Below are 15,438 nucleotides of genomic sequence, written 5' to 3' on the forward strand. Positions count from 1 at the left end.
AAGCCGTAAGCCTGAAGCCGGAAGTGGAGCATGTGCGCTTCCAGCTTCCGGCTTCCAGCTTCTGGCTTGATTGGTTAGTAGCGATAGCTGTCCGGCTTGAACGGGCCTTCGACGGTGACGCCGATGTAGTCGGCCTGCTGCTTGGTCAGCTGGGTGACGACGCCACCGAAGCCCTTGACCATTTCCAGGGCCACTTCCTCGTCCAGTTTCTTCGGCAGTACTTCGACGGTCAGGCGTTCGGCTTTCTTCTCGGCGGAGAGGTCGGCGTACTTCTGCTCGAACAGGAAGATCTGTGCCAGGACCTGGTTGGCGAAGGAGCCGTCCATGATGCGGCTCGGGTGGCCGGTGGCGTTGCCCAGGTTCACCAGGCGGCCTTCGGCCAGCAGGATCAGGTAGTCGTCGTTGGCCGGGTCGAAGGAACCGGCGCCGGTGCGGTGGATCTTGTGCACCTGCGGCTTGACCTCTTCCCAGGCCCAGTTCTTGCGCATGAAGGCGGTGTCGATCTCGTTGTCGAAGTGGCCGATGTTGCAGACCACGGCGCGCTTCTTCAGGGCCTTGAGCATGCCGGCGTCGCAGACGTTGACGTTGCCGGTGGTGGTGACGATCAGGTCGATCTTGCCCAGCAGGGCGGCGTCGACGCTGGCTTCGGTGCCGTCATTGAGGCCGTTCTTGTAGGGGGAGACCAGCTCGAAGCCGTCCATGCAGGCCTGCATGGCGCAGATCGGGTCGACTTCGGACACCTTGACGATCATGCCTTCCTGGCGCAGGGACTGGGCGGAGCCCTTGCCCACGTCGCCGTAGCCGATCACCAGGGCCTGCTTGCCCGACAGCAGGTGGTCGGTGCCGCGCTTGATGGCGTCGTTGAGGCTGTGACGGCAGCCGTACTTGTTGTCGTTCTTGCTCTTGGTCACGGCGTCGTTGACGTTGATCGCCGGGACTTTCAGGGTGCCGGCCTTGAGCATGTCCAGCAGGCGGTGCACGCCGGTGGTGGTCTCTTCGGTGACACCGTGGATGCGCTCGAGCATCTGCGGGTATTTCTTGTGCAGGATCTCGGTCAGGTCACCGCCGTCGTCCAGCACCATGTTGGCGTCCCAGGGCTGGCCGTCCTTGAGGATGGTCTGCTCGATGCACCACTCGTACTCCTCCTCGGTCTCGCCTTTCCAGGCGAATACCGGGGTACCGGCGGCGGCGATGGCGGCAGCGGCCTGGTCCTGGGTGGAGAAGATGTTGCAGGAGGACCAGCGCACTTCGGCGCCCAGGGCGGTCAGCGTCTCGATCAGCACGCCGGTCTGGATGGTCATGTGGATGCAGCCGAGGATCTTTGCGCCTTTCAGCGGCTGGCTGGCGGCGTACTTGCGGCGCAGGCCCATCAGGGCGGGCATTTCGGATTCGGCGATGATCAGTTCGCGACGGCCCCAGGCAGCGAGGGAAATGTCGGCGACTTTGTAATCGTTGAAATCGGCAGGCGTGATAACAGCGCTCATGCGAACTCTCCATTCGTTGTGTGCGAATGGGCGCCGTTGATGCGTTTGGGTAACGCCCCATCCGAGCCTGACAGACCCTTTCTGGAACAGGTCTGCTGCAGCGCCCCTCGGACAGGTGGCGGGCGCGGCCATGAAGCCGCGTGAAACCGGGGGATTATAGCCGTGTGAGGCGATCTGCCCAAGGCTTTCCGTCGTGCGGCGAGCACGCTATCGACGTGATTGATTTCGCTGCCGGGACAGCGCAACGGGGCTCTGCCATCATCCTTCGCGTCAACGAAGCGAGGAGAACGACAGATGAATTTCCATACGCGCAAATGGGTCAAGCCCGAGGACCTGAACCCCAACGGCACCCTCTTCGGCGGCAGCCTGCTGAAGTGGATCGACGAGGAGGCGGCGATCTACGCCATCATCCAGCTCGGCAGCCAGCGCGTGGTGACCAAGCTGATGTCGGAGATCAACTTCGTCAGCTCGGCGCGCCAGAGCGACATCATCGAACTGGGCATCACCGCCACCGAATTCGGCCGCACCTCCCTGACCATGCGCTGCGAAGTGCGCAACAAGATCACCCGCAAGAGCATCCTCACCATCGACCGCATGGTCTTCGTCAACCTCGGCGAGGACGGCAAGCCCGCCCCCCATGGCAAGACCGAGATCAGCTACATCCGCGACCAGTTCAAGGACTGACCGGCTACCAGCGCCCGGAGGCTCCGCCCCCGCCGCTGGAACCGCCACCCCCGCTGAAGCCTCCGCCGGAGCTGCTGGACGAGCTGCTCGAGTCGCTGCTGGACGAGTAGCCGGACGAGCCGCTCGAGCCGGTGCTGACCTTCCAGGTGGACAGCGGCGCGACGATGAAGATGAACACGAACAGGCTGATAAAGCCCGCCGTGAGGGTGAAGAACAGCAGCAGGTCGAGCGCCGTGCCGGTGGCCAGGCAGTAGACCAGGGTGGCGACGGTCACCAGGCCGACGCAGGAAAAGTAGCGACGGCCACTGTGTTGGCGTGCCCAGGGCCTGGGGATGCGTTTCACCAGTGCCGGCACGATGAAGAACTGAGCGAAGAACAGGCACAGGCTGAACAGGTTGATGGTGTCCGGCTGGCGCTCCCGTGCACTGGGCTCCGGCAGCGGTTCGCCACGCACCAGGCCCGAGAGGGCGTCGGTGCCGGCCTGGATGCCGCCGAAGAAATCGCCCTCGCGGAAGGCCGGGGTGATGCGCTCGCGGATGATCCGCGCGGCCTGCACATCGGTCACCGCGCCTTCCAGGCCGTAGCCCACCTCGATGCGCAACGCGCGGTCGTCCTTGGCCACCAGCAGCAGGATGCCGTCGTCCACGCCCTTGCGCCCCAGCTTCCATTGCTCGAACGCGCGCGTGGCATAGGCCTCGATGCTGTCCGCGCCGGTGCTGGCGACGATCAGCACGGCGACCTGTGCACCTTTCTCCGCCTCCAGGGCCGCGAGCTGTGCGTCGAGGGCTGCGCTCTGGCTGGCGTCCAGGGTGGCGGTGAGGTCGGTGACCCGCTGCTTGAGGGCGGGTACCGGTTGGTCGGCGTTGGCGCAGAGGCAGGCCAACGACAGCAGCAGGGCGACCAGGCGGGCGCGCATGGTCAGCCCTCCCGGTGCGGAGCGGTGTTGAAGTCCACCTTGGGTGCCACCGACACCTCGGCCTCGTTGGCGACGCTGAAATTGGCCTTGGGCTGGTAACCGAAGGCCATGGCGGTGAGGTTGCCGGGGAACTGGCGGACCAGCACGTTATAGGCCTGCACGGACTTGACGTAGCGCGAGCGTGCCACGGTGATGCGGTTCTCGGTGCCTTCGAGCTGCGCCAGCAGGTCCTGGAACAGGCTGTCCGCCTTCAGCTGCGGGTAGTTCTCGCTGACCGCCAGCAGGCGCGACAGCGCGGAACTGAGCTGGCCCTGGGCGTTCTGGAAGTTCTTCACCGCCTGCTCGTCCGTGAGCTGGCCAGCGTCGAGCCGAACGCTGCCGACCTGGGCGCGGGCCTCGGCCACCTGGGCGAGCACGGCCTGTTCGTGGGCGGCGTAACCCTTCACCGTGCTGACCAGGTTGGGGATCAGGTCGGCGCGGCGCTGGTACTGGTTGACCACCTCGGACCAGTCGGCCTTGACCTGTTCGTCGGCACTTTGCATGGCGTTATAGCCGCAGCCGCTGAGCAGCAGGGCGGTGAGCAGGAGGATGGCAAGGCGGGGCATGGGCTTTTCTCGTCCTTGAAAAAGGGGTGATTAGAACAGGCGACCTCGTCGACGGACAGTCGTGGCCATTGGCCGATGTGCCGATCGGCACGTTTTTATCGGCCATGGACGACGAACGGTACCTGGCGCAGCCTCGGGGCTTTCCCTGTCCCCTTGGAGCCTTCAATGACCCTAGCCTACTGGTGCGTGCTGGTCGCGCTGTTTCTGCCCTACCTGTCCACTGCCGCGGCGAAGTTCACCGGAGGGGATTTCGGCCCCCGGCAGAACCATGACCCGCGCACCTTCCTCGCGGGCCTGGAGGGCTGGCGCAAGCGCGCCAACAACGCCCAGCTGAATGCCTTCGAAGTCACCCCGGCATTCGGCATCGCCGTGGTCATCGGCCACCTCGCCAGCGGCGCCGAGCAAGGCACCCTGGACACCCTGGCCATGGCCTTCGTCGCCAGTCGCATCGCTTATTTTGTCTGCTACCTGGCCGACTGGGCGGCACTGCGCTCGCTGGTCTGGTTCGCCGGCATGGGGCTGATCGCCAGCTTCTTCTTCGTCTCCGCCTGAGGCGGGTGCCGGGGTCAGCGCTGCAGTTCCGCCTCGGCGGCGCTGAGTTCCCGGCGCGCTTCGGTCAGCTTGGCCTCGCGCTTGGCGATCTTCCCGGCATCGCCCTTGGCCTGGGCTTCGCGCAGGTCGGCTTCGCGCTCCTGCACCTCGGCGCGGCGCTTGGCGATGTCGTCCTCGCGCTGCTGGCGCAGGCCGGCGTCGGTGCAGTGGGCCTTCACTTCGTCCAGGGCTTTCTGCAGGCCGGCGACCTGTGCATCGTTGCCGTGGGTGCGGGCCTGTTCGATGCGTGATTCGATGGCCTGGCGCTTGGCCGCGCAACCGGTGAGTGGTGCGTCGGCGGCAGCGGCGGTGCCTGCCAGCGCGAGGCCGGCAGTGGCTAGAAGCAGGGTGGGCAGGTGCATGGAATCGCCTCGCTCGGGTGGTTTCGGTTGGTTGTCATTGTGGTTGCGGATGGGCGCTCGCGCCCGGCTTATCAGCCTTGCAATGATCTGCGACAAACTGTCGCCACCCTTGGTATTTGCCAGGCATCTACCGATACTGTGCGCCCCGCCCGCCGTAGTACCCCGTGATTCGCCATGAAAAGAACGACTGTCCTGATCCTGCTATCCGCCTGCCTGACGCTCGCCGCTTGCGGCGGTGTCGACCCCAATTCGCCCCTGGGCAAACGCCAGGCGATCTTCAAGCAGATGCTGCACACCAGTGAAGACATGGGCGGCATGCTGCGTGGCCGTGTCGACTTCAACGAGCAGAAATTCGCCGAGAACGCGGTGAAGCTCGACCAGCTGTCCCACCAGCCTTGGCAGCACTTCCCCAAGGTGCGTGACGAAGGCGACAGCGACGCCCGTGACGAAGTCTGGCAGCGCCAGGAGCGTTTCCAGACCCTGGCCCGCGAACTGGAAGCCGCCACCGGCCAGCTCGCCGCCGCCAGTGCAACCCGCCCGCTGGACCCGGACGCCATGGCGCCGCTGGTGCAGAAGGCTGAGGACGCCTGCGAGGCGTGCCACAAGGAATTCCGCGCCTACTGAGGCGGAGCGAAGCCCTCGACGCCCGCCGCCGCCAGGCGTTCGCGCAGGGCCTGCACCTCCGGGTGGCGGAAAAACGCTTCCAGCTGCTGTGCGCGGACCGGTCCCAGGCCCGGGGTGGCTTGCCACTCGGCCTGTGTGCGGCGTGCCAGTTGCTCCCAGCCACCATCCAGTGGCGCATCGCCGCTGGGTGGCAGGCCCAGGGCCTTGAGCCAGCGCTGGAAACCCTGGCGTTTCGCCGTGGCGCTCGCCTGGCTGAAGCGCGCGGCGTTGCGCTGGGCAAACCCGGGGATGCCCTGCAGCTCCTCGGCTTCCAGCTCCAGCCAATCCAGCAGGCCGTCCAGCTTGCCGGCCGCCAGCAGGCGCTCCCAGGTGCCCGGACCGACACCGCGCATGGCCAGGCCACCGCGGCCGGACAGCCACTCCAGCCGGGCGAGGAATTGCGCCTGGCAGCCCGGTGTTGGCCGCCAGCAGCTGAGGGCGTGCAGGGCCGTCTGGTCCGGCACCTCCAGGGTCACACGCTCGCTGGCGCGCAGCACCACCGATTCCAGGCGCGGAATGGTCAGCCCGGCCAGGGCGATGGCCACCTGGTCACCGGGGCGGATATCCAGGTCGCGCCAATGCTCCAGTGAACCCAGGCTGACGCGCTGGATGCGCCGATCATCCAGGGTCACCGCTGACAGCAGCAGGCGCGGGGTAACGCGGCCGGTGCGACCGACGAGAAACTCCACCCGCCGCACCTCGGCCAGGGCCTGGGCGAAGGGGTATTTCCAGGCGATGGCCCAGTGCGGAGGTCGCGCCTGCCTGGTGTGCGCGGCAGGCGCCCCGCCCTGGCGGATCACCACGCCGTCGCTGGCGAAGGGCAGGGCGCTGCGGTACCAGCGTTCGCGCCATTGGGCCACCTGCTCGGCGTCCCGTACCGGCAGGGTGTAGCGCTGGGTATCGGTGAAGCCCAGGCGCGCCAGGCCGTCCAGGCGCTGCAGCATGCCCTCCGGCCCACCGGGCCAGTCCCAGATGAACAGGCCGATGCCCCGGGCCTCCTCCGCGCCCAGGTTGTGCCTGGCCATGAGCCCGGCAACCGTGCCGCGTGCGCCTCGGCTGCCGGCCTGGGCCTGGATGTGCCCGGGGAGCTGCCAGTAGAGCTCGCCTTGCAACAACAGGTCGCTGGAGGTGGTGAGGCGCTCGGGAATGGCGGGGATGCGCCGGGCGTTGGCGGTCCAGTCCTCGCCGCGCTCGCCGTCGCCCCGGCTGATGGCCTGCTGCAGGCGCCCGGCCCGGTAGACCAGGGTGACCGCCACGCCGTCCACCTTGGGTTGCACCCACAGGTCGTTGCGGGTGCGCATCCAGTCCTGCAGGGCCTTGGCGCCTGCGAGCTTGTCGAGGCCGGTCTGGGCCACGGGGTGCGGGTGCTTGCCATCGACGCCAGCCAATGGCTTGGTGTCTTCCACGGCGGCAGCGGGGAAGCACTGGCGCAGTTCGGCGAAGCGCGCACGCACCTGGTCGTAGATTTCGTCGGGGATGGGTGACAGGCGGTCGCGGTGGTAGCTGTGTTCCCAGCCGGTCAATTGTTTGTGCAGGGCAAGCAGTTCGCGCTCGGCGCGGGCATCGCTCCAGACTGGGCAATCAGCGAGGGCGAAGACGGGCAGGCAAAGGATCAGGGTGAGCAGGCGGGTGGGCAGGGGAGTGGGCATGCGGGCCTCCGTGCGGGTGGGACGGGCTCCATGCCCGAAAGGAGGTAGCAGAACATCCTTGGTGGCTTCGCTTTGGGCGAGTGCCTGGGCGGCAGGCGGGTGTGTGTTGAGCCACGGAAGGCGGCAGGGCGCCTGGATGGGAACAAAACTGGCGGGACTGGAGCCGGCTACCGTGATGGGCGGCGGCATAGGGCGGGGCGCTAAAGCGGCGGATCCGAGCGGTGGGCGTTGCGTCGGGGAAGGTGGGCGTGGGGCGCTGGCTGACAGGAAGGGCCGACTCGCGCCGGCCCCCGCGACTCAGCCTTTCTGGGCTTCGTCGAGTTTCTCGCAGCCTTCGGACAGTTGCTTCTCGGCCTTGTCGGCCACCGAGCCGAGCAGGCTGGAACCCAGGCCGCTCTGTTCTTTCTTGGCCTCATCCAGCTTGGCCTGTGCTTCCGCGCTCTTTTCCTCGCAGCCCTTGCTGAGCTTGTCGCCCAGGGGGTTGCCCAGGTCGACGGCCTGCGCCTGGGCGGCGAACAGGGCTGCGAACAGGGCGGCGGGAAGAATGGACGTGATGCGCATGGGTATCTCCTTGGGCTCCAGCGCCAATGCTTGCTCGCCCCGGGCGCTTGAGTCATCCGTGAGGGAGGGGCGAGAGGGCGCGGATTCTAGCAGCGGTGCCTATGCGGGGGGCAGGGGAAAACTCGACCGATTCACGAATGCGGCAAGTGGTTGGCGTGCCACTCCATCCGGGGCCGCCAGAGTGGGGCCGTGCACATGAAAAAGCCCGGCACTGGGCCGGGCTTTTTCGTATCGCGGGACCTTACAGGCCGGCGGCGGCACGCAGGGCGTCGACCTTGTCGGTCTTCTCCCAGGTGAAGGTGCTGAAGCTGTCGTTGCCGACGGTCTTCTGCTCCGGGGTGCGGCCGAAGTGGCCGTAGGCCGCGGTTTCGCGGTACATCGGATGCAGCAGGTCGAGCATCTTGGTGATGGCGTAGGGACGCAGGTCGAACACTTCGCGCACCAGTTGGATGATCTTCTCTTCGGCGATCTTGTGGGTGCCGAAGGTGTTGATCGAGATGGAGGTGGGCAGTGCCACGCCGATGGCGTAGGAGACCTGGATCTCGCAGCGCTCGGCCAGGCCGGCCGCAACGATGTTCTTGGCGACGTAGCGGCCGGCGTAGGCAGCGGAGCGGTCGACCTTGGACGGGTCCTTGCCGGAGAAGGCGCCGCCACCGTGACGGGCCATGCCGCCGTAGGAGTCGACGATGATCTTGCGACCGGTCAGGCCGCAGTCGCCCACCGGGCCGCCGATCACGAAGTTGCCGGTCGGGTTGATGTGGAACTGGGTGTCCTTGTGCAGCAGCTCGGCGGGCAGGCTGTGCTTGATGATCAGTTCCATCACCGCTTCGCGCAGGTCGGCCAGCGAGACTTCCGGGTTGTGCTGGGTGGACAGCACCACGGCGTCGATGCCGACCACTTTGCCGTTCGCGTACTGGCAGGTGACCTGGGACTTGGCGTCCGGGCGCAGCCACGGCAGCAGGCCGGACTTGCGGGCTTCGGCCTGGCGCTCGACCAGGGCGTGGGAGAAGCGGATCGGGGCCGGCATCAGCACGTCGGTTTCGTTGCTGGCGTAGCCGAACATCAGGCCCTGGTCACCGGCGCCCTGGTCTTCCGGCTTGGCGCGGTCGACGCCCTGGTTGATGTCCGGGGACTGCTTGCCAATGATGTTCATCACGCCGCAGGTGGCGCCGTCGAAGCCGACGTCGGAGCTGGTGTAGCCGATGTCGCAGATGACGTCGCGGACGATCTGCTCGAGGTCGACCCAGGCGCTGGTGGTGACTTCACCGGCGACGATGGCGACACCGGTCTTGACCAGGGTTTCCACAGCCACGCGGGCGTGCTTGTCCTGCTCGATGATGGCGTCGAGGACGGCATCGGAGATCTGGTCGGCAATCTTGTCCGGATGGCCTTCAGAGACGGATTCGGAGGTAAAGAGGGAGTATTCGCTCATCTAACGGTTCCTTTAATACCGGTGGGTGAGTTCGCTTCTCGAATCCGGCTTGGCGAAGTGCCGCACCTGAATCTGAAAGCCGTTTCTTAAACCAATGTAGAGGCTCTCGCCGGGCGCAAGCCCTGCGGCGCCGGCCCACTGGGCCAGGTCGTCCTGTTCGAAGCCGAGCCAGAGATCGCCGCAGGCCTCCCTGGCCCAGCTCTGGTTGTGGCTGCACAACTCGGTGATCAGCAGGCTGCCCCCCGGAAGGAGGTGGTGAGCCAGCTGCTTCAGGGCCTCGGCCGGGGCGGCGAAATGGTGCAGGACCATGTTCAGCACCACGCAGTCGGCGGCCTCGTGTTCGTCATCCAGGGCGTCGGCGAGCTTGAGCTCGACGTTGCCCAATCCTTCGGTGGCGCAACGGCTGCGCGCCAGTTCCAGCATCGCCGGGCTGTTGTCCAGCGCGGTGACGCGGGCAAAGCGTCGGGCCAGGTCGGGAAGGAAACCCCCGTCGCCCGGGCCCACTTCCAGGGCGCAGGCGCTGGCCGGCAGGTTCAGTGCATCCAGCAGGGCCAGCACGCTGTCGCGGTACTGCGGCAGGCCGGCGATCAGGTCCTGCTGGGCCTGGAATTTCTCCGCCGAGCGGGCGAAGAACTCGCGGCTCACCGCCTCGCGCTGGGCATGCACCTCGGCGATCCGCGCCAGTACGTCCAGTGGCAGCTGCAGGCTGTCCACCTCGTCCAGCAGCGCCCCGTGCAGGGTGCCGCCGAAGCGCTCGCCCCGGGCGATGGCGCGGCGGTAGAAGATTGCGTTGCCTTCGCGGCGCGTGGCCACCAGCCCTGCTTGGGACAGCACCTTGAGGTGATGGCTCATGCCGGACTGACCGGTGGCGAAGATCTGCGCCAGCTCCAGCACCCCGAATGAGTCGTTGGCCAGGGCGCGCAGCACGTTCAGGCGCAGGGGGTCGCCCCCGGCCTTGCACAGTGCGGCCAGCTCATCGCAGTCGTCGTGGCGGATCTGGGGTACGCGCAGGTTCATAGGGAGCGCAGTCTAGTCCCCGCTCCAACCGCTCGCAACGGCAATATCAAAAAGTTTTGATATTGCCGATAGGTGGTTATTTTTTGTCCAGGATCGCCGCCAGGAACGCCGCTGGTGCGGGGCTCAGGGTGCGGGTCGGGTGCCACAGCAGGTGCAGTTCGCGCTCGATGCGCAGGTCTTCCACCTCAAGGGCGACCAGGTGACCGGCAGCGAGGTCGTCGTCGATGACCCGCTGGGACAGCCAGGCGATGCCCTGGCCGTCGCGCACCAGGCGCTTCAGCGCTTCGGTGCTGGCGATGGCCATGCGCGCCCGCACCTCCAAGCCTTGTTGGGCATAGGCCTGCTCGATGCTGGCGCGGGTGCCCGAGCCCTCCTCGCGCAGGTACAACGCCTGGCCGGCCAGCTCGGCCGCGGCCAGGCAGCCTCGGTCCGCCAGGGCGTGGGTGGGGCTACAGACCGGGAGCAGGCGATCGCGTTCCAGCAGCTGGAAAGCATGGGTGGTGCGATCGAAGTCGCCCTCGACGAAGCCCAGGGTGATGCGTTCGTCGGCCAGCGCCTGGGTGATCTCGCGGGTGTTGCTGACCTGCAGATCCACGCGGATTTCCGGGTGCCGGGCATGGAAGCGGGCGATCAGGTCGGGCAACAGATAGCTGCCCAGGGTGGCGCTGGCGCCCAGGCGCAGTTCGCCGTCGTCGAGGCCGGCGAAGCTGCGCAGGTCCGCCTCGGCGGCCTGTTCCAGGGCGAAGATGCGTTGCGCATAGCGGTGCAGGCGCAGGCCGCCTTCGGTCAGGGTCACGCCGCGGGGCTGACGGTCGAAGAGGGTGATCCCGAGGCGGGCTTCCAGTTCACGCACTTCACGGGTGACCGCCGGCTGGCTGATGTGCAGGCGCTCGGCACCGCCGCTGATGCTGCCGCTCTCGGCCACGGCGAGGAAAACCTTGAGGTGATGGAGATTCATAAATAAAAGGCATGTCGTGCATATCAAGGATGTATTTTTCGTATAGCACGTGGCGGATCTACTGTGCAGTCATCGTCTGCAACGGGACCACCCGACCGGAGCCACCATGCCTCGCCCAATGACCCGCCTTTCCGACCCTCGCGCCCTGGTGCGCCATTTCATCCCCGGCTGGTTCGCCGTGACCATGGGCACCGGTGTGCTGGCCCTGGTGCTGGGCACGCTGCCCTGGCAGGTGCCGCTGCTACACCGCCTCGGCGAGGCCCTGTGGTTGTTCAATGCCCTGCTGTTCGCCACCTGTGCCGGGCTGTTCCTGGCGCGCCTGCTGCTGCACCCGGACACCATCGAGCCGATGCTGGCGCACCCGGTGCAGTCGATGTTCCTCGGCGCCATCCCCATGGGCCTGGCCACCCTGGTCAACGGCCTGGTGCTCTATGGCGGCCCGCACTGGGGCGCCACCGCCTATGCCGTGGCCCATGGCCTCTGGTGGCTGGACGTGGCCCTGGCCCTGGGCGCGGCGCTGCTGGTGCCCTACCTGATGTTCACCCGCCAGGAGCATGCGCTTGAGAAGCTCACCGCCGTCTGGCTGCTGCCCATCGTCGCGCCCGAGGTGGCTGCCGCCAGCGCGGGCGTCATCGCCCCGCACCTGGATGCCGCCGACGCGCGCCTGCTGCTGGTGATGGGCTACCTGCTGTGGGGCCTGTCGATGACCCTGGCCTTCTCGCTGATCACCCTGGTGCTGCTGCGCCTGGCCCTGCACAAGCTGCCGGATACCGATTTCGCCGCCACCAGCTGGCTGCCTTTGGGCCCCCTGGCCACCGGCTGCCTGGGGCTGCTGGCGCTAGGGCATGCAGCGCCGGACGCACTCGCCGGTTCGCCCCTGCAGGGCCTGGCTGAGCTGCTGCCGGGCATCGGCCTGGTGGGCGGGCTGGCGCTCTGGGGCGCAGGCTTCTGGTGGTGGGTGACGGCCTGCCTGTTCACCCGCCGCTACATTCGCCAGCGCATGGCCTTCAACCTGGGCTGGTGGGGCTTTACCTTCCCGCTGGGTGTGTTCGCCCTGGCCACTTTCGAGTTGCAGCGGCAGACCGGCCTGGTGTTCTTTGGCGCCGTCGGTGCCCTGCTGGCGCTGCAACTGGCCGCCGTCTGGCTGCTGGTGATGCGTCGCACCCTGGCCGGTGCCTGGCATGGCGAGCTGTTCCGCGCGCCCTGCCTGTGCCCGCTGACGGGCCCGGCGCGGGGCTGAAAGGACAAGGAGGCGCATCTTCGACCATCTGTCATTGCCCGATGCCTGCCCGCTGGGCGAAAATAGCCGCCTTTTTTCGTTCAGCGTCTTTTCAGACCCGCAGGAGATCAGCGATGCCCAGCCGTCGTGAGCGTGCCAATGCCATTCGTGCCCTCAGCATGGATGCGGTGCAGAAAGCCAACAGCGGCCACCCCGGCGCCCCCATGGGCATGGCCGATATCGCCGAAGTGCTGTGGCGGGATTACCTGCAGCACAACCCGAACAACCCGCAGTGGGCCGACCGCGACCGTTTCGTGCTGTCCAACGGCCACGGCTCGATGCTGATCTACTCGCTGCTGCACCTCAGCGGCTATGACGTCACCGTCGACGACCTGAAGAACTTCCGCCAGCTGCACAGCCGCACCCCGGGCCACCCGGAATACGGCTACACCGCCGGCGTCGAGACCACCACCGGCCCGCTGGGCCAGGGCATCGCCAACGCCGTGGGCTTCGCCCTCGCCGAGAAGGTGCTGGGTGCGCAGTTCAACCGCGAAGGCCACGAGATCGTCAACCACTTCACCTACGCCTTCCTCGGCGACGGCTGCATGATGGAAGGCATCTCCCACGAGGTCTGCTCCCTGGCCGGCACCCTGGGCCTGGGCAAGCTGATCGCCTTCTACGACGACAACGGCATCTCCATCGATGGCGAAGTCCATGGCTGGTTCACCGACGACACCCCGAAGCGCTTCGAAGCCTACGGCTGGCAGGTGATCCGCAATGTCGACGGCCATGACGCCGACGAGATCCGCACCGCCATCGAGACCGCTCGCAAGAGCGCGCAGCCGACCCTGATCTGCTGCAAGACCATCATCGGCTTCGGCTCGCCCAACAAGCAGGGCAAGGAAGAGTGCCACGGCGCTGCCCTGGGCAACGACGAGATCGCCCTGACCCGCGCCAACCTGGGCTGGAACCACGCGCCCTTCGAAATCCCGGCCGACATCTACGCCGAGTGGAGCGCCAAGGAAGCCGGCGCCGCCCGTGAAGCCGCCTGGAACGAGCGCTTCGCCGCCTACGCCGCCGCCCACCCCGAGCTGGCCGCTGAATTCCAGCGCCGCGTGAAGGGCGAGCTGCCCGCCGACTTCGCCACCCAGGCTGCCGCCTACATCGCCGAAGTCGCCGCTAAGGGCGAGACCATCGCCAGCCGCAAGGCCAGCCAGAACGCCCTGAACGCCTTCGGCCCGCTGCTGCCCGAGTTCCTCGGTGGCTCCGCCGACCTGGCCGGCTCCAACCTGACCCTGTGGAAAGGCTGCAAGGGCGTTTCCGCCGAAGACGCCGCCGGCAACTACATGTTCTACGGCGTGCGCGAGTTCGGCATGAGCGCCATCATGAACGGCGTCGCCCTGCACGGCGGTTTCATCCCCTACGGCGCGACCTTCCTGATCTTCATGGAATACGCCCGCAACGCCGTGCGCATGTCCGCCCTGATGAAGCAGCGCGTGCTCTACGTCTTCACCCACGACTCCATCGGCCTGGGCGAAGACGGCCCGACCCACCAGCCGATCGAGCAGCTGACCAGCCTGCGCAGCACCCCGAACCTGGACACCTGGCGCCCCGCTGACGCGGTGGAATCCGCCGTGGCCTGGAAGGCGGCCATCGAGCGCAAGGACGGCCCGAGCGCGCTGATCTTCTCGCGCCAGAACCTGCCTCACCAGGCACGCGATGCGGCCCAGCTGGCCAATGTCGCCCGTGGCGGCTACGTGCTCAAGGACTGCGACGGCGAGCCGGAACTGATCCTCATCGCCACCGGCTCGGAAGTCGGCCTGGCGGTGCAGGCGTTCGACCAACTGACCGCCGCTGGCCGCAAGGTCCGCGTCGTCTCCATGCCGTCCACCAGCCTGTTCGACCAGCAGGACGCCGCCTACAAGCAGTCCGTGCTGCCGCTGGAAGTCGGTGCGCGCATCGCCATCGAAGCCGCCCATGCCGACTACTGGTACAAGTACGTGGGCCTGGAAGGCCGCGTGATCGGCATGACCAGCTTCGGCGAATCCGCCCCGGCCCCGGCCCTGTTCGAGCACTTCGGCTTCACCGTCGAGAACGTCGTCGCCACTGCTGAAGAACTGTTGGAGGACTGAGCCGGAAGCCGAGAGCCGGAAGCTGGAAGCTGGAGTGCCCCGTGTGCTCTTCTTCCGGCTTCAAGCTTCCGGCTTCAAGCTCTTCGCGATCAGATGCCCAGCACTCCCTTCCGCGTTGCCCTGAACGGCTACGGTCGTATCGGTCGTTGCGTCCTGCGTGCCCTGCATGAGCGCGGCGGGCGTGATGGCTTCGAGATCGTCGCCCTCAATGACCTGGCCGATCAGGCCAGCATCGAGTACCTGACGCGCTTCGACTCCACCCACGGCCGCTTCCCAGGTGACGTGAAGGTCGATGGCGACTGCCTGCACATCAACGGCGACTGCGTGAAGGTGCTGCGCAACCCATCGCCCGAGGGGATCGACTGGGCGGCGCTGGGCGTCGACCTGGTGCTCGAGTGCTCCGGCCAGTACACCAACCGTGCCCAGGCCGAGCGCTTCCTGCGGGCCGGCGCGCCCCGGGTGCTGTTCTCCCAGCCCATGGCCAGCGAGGCGGATATCGACGCCACCATCGTCTATGGCGTCAACCAGGACAGCCTGGTCGGCACCGAGACCCTGGTCTCCAACGCCTCCTGCACCACCAACTGCGGTGTGCCCCTGCTGAAACTTCTCGATGAGTCGGTGGGTCTGGAGTACGTCTCCATCACCACCATTCACTCCGCGATGAACGACCAGCCCGTAATCGACGCCTATCACCACGAAGACCTGCGCCGCACGCGTTCGGCCTTCCAGTCGGTGATTCCGGTCTCCACCGGCCTGGCCCGGGGTATCGAGCGCCTGTTGCCGGAACTGACCGGGCGCATCCAGGCCAAGGCCATCCGCGTGCCGACGGTGAACGTGTCCTGCCTCGACATCACCCTGCAGACCGCGCGGGACACCAGTGCCGCCGAGATCAACCGCGTGCTGCGCGAGGCTGCCGAAAGCGGCCCGCTCAAGGGCCTGCTGGCCTACACCGAGCTGCCCCACGCCAGCTGTGATTTCAACCACGACCCCCATTCCGCCATCGTCGACGGCAGCCAGACCCGCGTGTCCGGCCCGCGCCTGGTCAACCTGCTGGCCTGGTTCGACAACGAATGGGGCTTCGCCAACCGCATGCTCGACACCGCAGGCCACTATCTGCGGGTTTCCGCTGCTTCCACAACATCCAGCCCCGTGAAGGACTGACCCC

General features: G+C 67.1%; 15 protein-coding genes and 1 riboswitch. Of the genes, 6 read left to right on the forward strand and 9 right to left on the reverse strand.

The genetic code is table 11. The features are described from left to right. Nucleotides 1-74: 74 nt before the first annotated feature. Nucleotides 75-1,484, reverse strand: a complete 1,410-nt coding sequence (gene ahcY, locus ACXI0U_RS26040) for an adenosylhomocysteinase (RefSeq protein ID WP_423498514.1) — start codon at nucleotides 1,482-1,484, stop codon at nucleotides 75-77. A gap of 21 nt (nucleotides 1,485-1,505) precedes the next feature. After that, nucleotides 1,506-1,599: riboswitch (S-adenosyl-L-homocysteine riboswitch) on the reverse strand. A gap of 179 nt (nucleotides 1,600-1,778) precedes the next feature. On the opposite strand from ahcY, the gene ACXI0U_RS26045 reads away from it, so the two are divergent. Further along, a complete protein-coding gene (locus ACXI0U_RS26045) occupies nucleotides 1,779-2,168 on the forward strand; it encodes an acyl-CoA thioesterase (RefSeq protein ID WP_021218391.1) in 390 nt (129 codons plus the stop codon). 4 nt (nucleotides 2,169-2,172) lie between these two features. On the opposite strand, the gene ACXI0U_RS26050 is transcribed toward ACXI0U_RS26045, so the two are convergent. Together ACXI0U_RS26050 and ACXI0U_RS26055 are read right to left on the reverse strand one after the other, a co-directional pair. Continuing rightward, nucleotides 2,173-3,084: a TPM domain-containing protein gene (locus ACXI0U_RS26050; protein ID WP_431483191.1), complete on the reverse strand. Its 912-nt coding sequence runs from the start codon at nucleotides 3,082-3,084 to the stop codon at nucleotides 2,173-2,175. Between the two features lie 2 nt (nucleotides 3,085-3,086). Beyond that, complete coding sequence (locus ACXI0U_RS26055; RefSeq protein WP_431483192.1) at nucleotides 3,087-3,689, reverse strand: LemA family protein; 603 nt, start codon at nucleotides 3,687-3,689, stop codon at nucleotides 3,087-3,089. 165 nt (nucleotides 3,690-3,854) lie between these two features. On the opposite strand from ACXI0U_RS26055, the gene ACXI0U_RS26060 reads away from it, so the two are divergent. Further along, a complete protein-coding gene (locus ACXI0U_RS26060) occupies nucleotides 3,855-4,241 on the forward strand; it encodes an MAPEG family protein (protein ID WP_431483193.1) in 387 nt (128 codons plus the stop codon). Between the two features lie 14 nt (nucleotides 4,242-4,255). On the opposite strand, the gene ACXI0U_RS26065 is transcribed toward ACXI0U_RS26060, so the two are convergent. After that, nucleotides 4,256-4,642, reverse strand: coding sequence for a DUF1090 domain-containing protein (locus tag ACXI0U_RS26065; RefSeq protein ID WP_431483194.1), 387 nt, complete (start codon nucleotides 4,640-4,642; stop codon nucleotides 4,256-4,258). 174 nt (nucleotides 4,643-4,816) lie between these two features. On the opposite strand from ACXI0U_RS26065, the gene ACXI0U_RS26070 reads away from it, so the two are divergent. Continuing rightward, nucleotides 4,817-5,266: a c-type cytochrome gene (locus ACXI0U_RS26070; RefSeq protein ID WP_265170296.1), complete on the forward strand. Its 450-nt coding sequence runs from the start codon at nucleotides 4,817-4,819 to the stop codon at nucleotides 5,264-5,266. On the opposite strand, the gene ligB is transcribed toward ACXI0U_RS26070, so the two are convergent. The 5 genes from ligB to ACXI0U_RS26095 form a co-directional block, all read right to left on the reverse strand. Next, the gene (gene ligB, locus ACXI0U_RS26075; protein WP_431483195.1) at nucleotides 5,260-6,954 is read right to left on the reverse strand and encodes an NAD-dependent DNA ligase LigB; all 1,695 of its coding nucleotides are present in this window, start codon (nucleotides 6,952-6,954) and stop codon (nucleotides 5,260-5,262) included. The two genes, ACXI0U_RS26070 and ligB, sit on opposite strands and share 7 nt — an antisense overlap. A gap of 297 nt (nucleotides 6,955-7,251) precedes the next feature. Beyond that, nucleotides 7,252-7,515 (reverse strand): hypothetical protein, encoded by a 264-nt coding sequence (locus ACXI0U_RS26080; protein ID WP_021218398.1) that lies wholly within the window; start codon nucleotides 7,513-7,515, stop codon nucleotides 7,252-7,254. Between the two features lie 241 nt (nucleotides 7,516-7,756). Next, the gene (metK, locus tag ACXI0U_RS26085) at nucleotides 7,757-8,947 is read right to left on the reverse strand and encodes a methionine adenosyltransferase (RefSeq protein ID WP_431483196.1); all 1,191 of its coding nucleotides are present in this window, start codon (nucleotides 8,945-8,947) and stop codon (nucleotides 7,757-7,759) included. A gap of 12 nt (nucleotides 8,948-8,959) precedes the next feature. Beyond that, a complete protein-coding gene (locus ACXI0U_RS26090; RefSeq protein WP_431483197.1) occupies nucleotides 8,960-9,964 on the reverse strand; it encodes an ArsR/SmtB family transcription factor in 1,005 nt (334 codons plus the stop codon). Between the two features lie 76 nt (nucleotides 9,965-10,040). After that, a complete protein-coding gene (locus tag ACXI0U_RS26095) occupies nucleotides 10,041-10,922 on the reverse strand; it encodes a LysR family transcriptional regulator (RefSeq protein WP_431483198.1) in 882 nt (293 codons plus the stop codon). 106 nt (nucleotides 10,923-11,028) lie between these two features. Between ACXI0U_RS26095 and ACXI0U_RS26100 the strand changes: the two genes are divergently transcribed. The 3 genes from ACXI0U_RS26100 (at nucleotide 11,029) to epd (ending at nucleotide 15,434) form a co-directional block, all read left to right on the forward strand. Beyond that, nucleotides 11,029-12,162: a TDT family transporter gene (locus ACXI0U_RS26100; protein ID WP_479551019.1), complete on the forward strand. Its 1,134-nt coding sequence runs from the start codon at nucleotides 11,029-11,031 to the stop codon at nucleotides 12,160-12,162. Nucleotides 12,163-12,275: 113 nt separating this feature from the next. After that, nucleotides 12,276-14,273: a transketolase gene (gene tkt / locus ACXI0U_RS26105; protein ID WP_043240790.1), complete on the forward strand. Its 1,998-nt coding sequence runs from the start codon at nucleotides 12,276-12,278 to the stop codon at nucleotides 14,271-14,273. A gap of 93 nt (nucleotides 14,274-14,366) precedes the next feature. After that, nucleotides 14,367-15,434 (forward strand): erythrose-4-phosphate dehydrogenase, encoded by a 1,068-nt coding sequence (epd, locus tag ACXI0U_RS26110; RefSeq protein WP_021222610.1) that lies wholly within the window; start codon nucleotides 14,367-14,369, stop codon nucleotides 15,432-15,434. Nucleotides 15,435-15,438 lie beyond the last annotated feature (4 nt).

The organism is Pseudomonas sp. C9D1, assembly GCF_056491235.1.